A 4,652-nucleotide genomic window follows, 5' to 3' on the forward strand; every position below is an offset into this window, starting at 1 on the left:
GATGTGCTGCGCAGCCTCGGCGCGCGCCTCGACGACGAGCTGGTGCAGTCATGAGCGAACCTACGGTGACGGGCACAACCGCCCCGGCGATCGTGGCGCCGAAGGCGCCGCAAATATACACAGCCCGCCGGGGAAGGGGCCGGTGAGCGGACGCACTAGGGTAGTCGCCATGACAGTCGCCCGCTCTGCCGAGTCCGTGAATGCGGTGATCAAGGCCTACGACATCCGCGGTGTGGTCGCCGACCAACTCGACACCGGCTTCGTCCGGGACGCCGGAGCGGCCTTCGCCCGATTGATGCGGGGCGAACAGGCACAGCGCATCGTGGTCGGTCACGATATGCGGGCCTCGTCACCCGAGCTGGTGGCCGCGTTCGCCGAGGGCGTGCTCGCGCAGGGTTTGGATGTGGTGCATATCGGGCTGGCGTCGACCGACGAGCTGTATTTCGCTTCGGGCCGGCTCGACTGCCCGGGAGCCATGTTCACCGCCAGCCACAACCCGGCGCGCTACAACGGCATCAAGCTTTGTCGTCCGCGCGCCCTGCCGGTCGGTCAGGACACCGGGTTGGCGACCATCGCGGACGAGTTGATCGCCGGGGTGCCGGGGTACGACGGGGAACCCGGTTCCGCCTCCGAGGTCGATCTGCTCGAGGATTACGCCGCCTTCCTCCGGGATCTGGTGGATCTCGGCGGTATCCGCCCACTGACCGTCGCGGTGGATGCCGGCAACGGTATGGGCGGGCATACCGTTCCCGCCGTGCTCGGTGCGCTACCGCAGGTGAAGGTCGTACCGCTGTATTTCGAGCTGGACGGCACCTTTCCCAACCACGAGGCGAACCCGCTGGATCCGAAGAACCTGGTGGATCTGCAGGCCCTGGTCCGCGAGTGCGGCGCCGATATCGGCCTGGCGTTCGACGGCGACGCGGACCGCTGTTTCGTGGTGGACGAGCTGGGCGAGCCGGTATCCCCGTCGGCCATCACCGCGCTGGTCGCGGAGCGGGAGCTCGCCAAGGAGCCCGGCGCCACCATCATCCACAATCTGATCACCTCGCGGGCGGTTCCGGAGTTGGTGACCGAACTGGGCGGTCACCCGGTGCGATCGCGGGTGGGCCATTCGTTCATCAAACAATTGATGGCCAGTTCCGGTGCCGTATTCGGCGGAGAGCATTCCGCGCACTACTACTTCCGGGATTTCTGGGGTGCCGATTCCGGCATGCTGGCCGCCCTGCACGTGCTGGCGGCCCTGGGTGAGGACAAACGGCCCGTTTCCGAGCTGATGGCGTCCTATTCCGCCTACGCGGCCTCCGGCGAGATCAATTCGACCGTCGCCGACGCCACCGAGCGAACCTCGGCTGTTATCGACGCGTTCGCCGGGCGCGCGGTGTCGGTGGACCGCCTCGACGGGGTCACCGTCCAGCTGCCCGAACATGCCTGGTTCAACCTCCGTGCCTCCAATACCGAACCGCTGCTGCGTCTCAACGTCGAAGCCAGGTCACAGGAGGAAGTAGACGCACTCGTGACCGAGATCCTGCGCATCGTCCGCGCCTGACTGGAATAGTGGAAATACACACCGTGGATTCGCCCGTTCCAGACCCGGTGTCCACGACGCGGGCGATGGCGGCCGAGACCGACAACAGCGCGATGAGGGGAGGTGCCACGCCCGATGATCGCTGATACCCCGGTACTCGATCTGGACGATGCCGCAATGCTCGAGGCCGCCGATACCGGTGGTGCCCTCCGTTCGGCAGCGTCCGGTGGCGCCCAGGTGCGGGCAACCGCGGCAGCCGTGGCAGAGGGTGCGCTCGCCCGGCTGGACGGTCTGCGCCCGCGGAGTCTGCTGTTGGTGTCCGGCTCCGGCCGAGCGAGCCGGGCCGCCGCTCTGCTCGTCGCGGCATTCGGCGACCGGACCGGGCTGCCTCTGGTCCAGGTCACCACGGTGCCTTCCTGGGCCGGCCCGCTGGACGTGGTGCTGGTGGCCGGTGACGATGCCGGCGATCCACGGCTCATCGACGCGGTGGACCGCGCGTTGCGCCGAGGCGCGGAAGTGGTCGTGGCCGCCCCGGACGAGGGCCCGCTGCGCGCTGCCGTGGCCGGGCGCGCGGCCCTGCTGGCACCCCGCGTTCCGGTCCTCGACGAGAACCGGTTGCTGCGCTACCTCGGTATCGGTATCGCGGTACTGCGGGCGATCGACGGACACCGCAGCGCCGCGTTCCTGCCCGAACTGGCCGAACTCGCGGATATTCTCGACACCGAGGCATTGCGCGACGGTCCACAGCACGAGGTCTTCCACAATCCGGCCAAGAATCTGGCCGCGCGGACCCAGCAGCGCGGATTGATCATCGCCGGGGATACCGCGGCCACCACCGGGTTGGCCGCGCACGCGGCGGAAGTGCTGCTGCAATCGGCGGGCCGCACCGCGACCGCGGTCGAACTGGCCGCCGCGGTGACCGCCCTGCCACGTCTGGTGGACGCCGCCACCGTGGCCGCCCCGGACTACGACCCTCTCTTCCACGACGAACAGCTCGACGGTCCGCCGCCGGTGGAGAAGAAGCGGATCTTCGTATGCAGCACGGACTCCGATATCGTGGCGGCCCGCCGTAAGACCGCCGTCTTCGGCGGTGCCGGCGGCGGCACCGTCGACGCCGACCTCGTCACCGCGGATCTCGAATCGGTCCCGGCCGAACCGGGGCGCACCGGATCACCTGTCCCCGAACCCGTTCCCGCGCCGATCGGCGGCGAACTGAACCGTCTCGCGGTACTCGCGCTGCGCTGGGAGATGGCCGCGGCGTATCTGCGGCTCATCGGCGGGCGAGCGATCGCGACGAGCGGTCCGGAAAGCTACGACGGGGGACACTACTAGTGCACGAACTCGTGGGTGCGCTGCGCTCGTACGCCTGGGGCTCGCGCACCGCGCTCGCCGAACTCTGCGGCCGTCCGGTTCCCTCGGCGCATCCGGAAGCGGAATTGTGGTTCGGTGCCCATCCGGCCGACCCCGCCCACCTCCGCACCGACAGCGGCACCCGTTCGCTGCTGGATGTGGTTTCGGAGAATCCCGCCGAAGAACTCGGCGCGGCCGCCGAACGTTTCGGCGACCGGTTGCCGTTTCTGCTGAAGATCCTGGCCGCCGAGGAACCGCTGTCGCTCCAGGCCCATCCGAGCGCCGAACAGGCACGGTCCGGGTTCGCCCGGGAAAACCGCACCGAGGTGCCCTTCGATTCGCCCATGCGCAACTATCGCGACGACAGCCACAAACCCGAACTGGTGGTGGCGCTCGAACGGTTCGAGGCACTCGCCGGTTTCCGCGACCCGCTGCGCACTGTGGACCTGTTCCGGGCGCTGGATATCGCCGAACTCGCGCACTACACCGATCTACTCGCCGCACAACCCGATTCCGACGGCCTGCGAACTCTGTTCACCAGCTGGATCACCCTGCCGCCGACAGTGCTGGACACGCTGTTGCCGACCGTGCTGGACGGCTGTGTGCGGTATCTGTCCGGTTCCGAACGCGAATTCGCCGCCGAGGCCCGCACCACCCTGGAACTGGCCGAGGCCTACCCCGGTGATGCCGGTGTACTGGCCGCGATGCTGCTGAACCGGATCACGCTGCAACCCGGCCAGGGCCTGTTCCTCGCCGCCGGAAACCTGCACGCCTACCTGCACGGCGTCGGGGTCGAGATCATGGCCAACTCCGACAATGTGCTGCGCGGCGGCCTGACCCCCAAACACGTCGATGTCCCGGAACTGTTGAAGGTCCTGGATTTCGAACCCATCGACCTACCGCTGGTACTCCCCCAGCCGGCGGGCGACGGTTCGGTCCGCTACCCCACCCCCGCCCCCGAATTCGCACTGCGCCGCTTCGACCTCACACCCGGCCCGGCGCTGGTACCGCTGACCGACGCGGGCCCGGGAATCGTACTGTGCACGGCCGGATCGGCGCGCTTGCTCGACGGCGATTCGGAGGTTTCGCTGGGCCGGGGGGCGGCGGCCTGGATCTCGGCCACGGACAAGGATATCTGCGCCCAGGCCCCGGACGAACCTGCCACTCTGTTCTGCGCCTGCGTCGGCGCGGTGTAGCTGTTCTCGCCCCCGGCGACGCGAGTGATCGGTCGCCGGGGGCGAAGTTCTGCCGGAGAAGGACCGGGGGCGCCGGATTCCACGTACTCGGTGGTGTAGCCCGCGTCCTCCACGGCCTGCTCTGGCCGGCATGAGAAGAACCTCGGGATCGACCGGGGTTCGGCAGCCCGGCAGGTCCTGTCGCGCTGCCCGCCGAGTCGCGGCGGTTGTGCTCGCTGGGCGGTCGCGGGGGTTTCACAGGTGAGACTGTCGGCCTGGGGGTGGAGGTGGTATTGCTTGCGAAGGTGAGGACGTAGCTTGGGTCGAAAGGTGAACTGCGGGGCTCGTTCACACATCCCGGAACCACGACCCGTGCCCACGGACAACGAACAGGTGGGGCTGCTCGCGAGACGAACAGGTGGGCCTGCCCACAAAACGAACACGTGGACCTGCCCACAAAACGAACACGTGGACCTGCCCACAAAACGAACACGTGGACCTGTTCGTGAAGGTGCTGTGTTTTTGGCGCCGCCTTCGGCGTCGCGGGGTTGAGGCCCCCTGGTGTCTCGCCGTTCAGGCCTCGAGACTCGCGCCTTCGGCGC

The 4,652-nt window shown here is 68.4% G+C and carries 3 protein-coding genes; all 3 read left to right on the forward strand.

Annotated elements, in window-relative coordinates; translation table 11 throughout:
- Positions 1–169 precede the first annotated feature (169 nt).
- On the forward strand, positions 170–1,546 hold the full coding sequence (locus tag ACWEWT_RS38475) for a phosphomannomutase/phosphoglucomutase (RefSeq protein WP_452565884.1): 1,377 nt from the start codon (positions 170–172) through the stop codon (positions 1,544–1,546).
- Positions 1,547–1,660: 114 nt separating this feature from the next.
- Positions 1,661–2,857, forward strand: a complete 1,197-nt coding sequence (locus tag ACWEWT_RS38480; RefSeq protein WP_452565885.1) for a tobH protein — start codon at positions 1,661–1,663, stop codon at positions 2,855–2,857.
- Positions 2,857–4,071 (forward strand): mannose-6-phosphate isomerase, class I, encoded by a 1,215-nt coding sequence (gene manA / locus ACWEWT_RS38485; RefSeq protein ID WP_452565886.1) that lies wholly within the window; start codon positions 2,857–2,859, stop codon positions 4,069–4,071. The genes ACWEWT_RS38480 and manA overlap by 1 nt, the downstream gene beginning before the upstream one ends.
- Positions 4,072–4,652 lie beyond the last annotated feature (581 nt).

Source organism: Nocardia sp. NPDC003963, from assembly GCF_053605105.1.

Excerpts from the sequence above, each read along its gene's own strand:
- ACWEWT_RS38475 (WP_452565884.1), top strand. The coding sequence starts at position 170 with ATGACAGTCGCCCGCTCTGCCGAGTCCGTGAATGCGGTGATCAAGGCC.
- ACWEWT_RS38480 (WP_452565885.1), top strand. The coding sequence starts at position 1,661 with ATGATCGCTGATACCCCGGTACTCGATCTGGACGATGCCGCAATGCTC.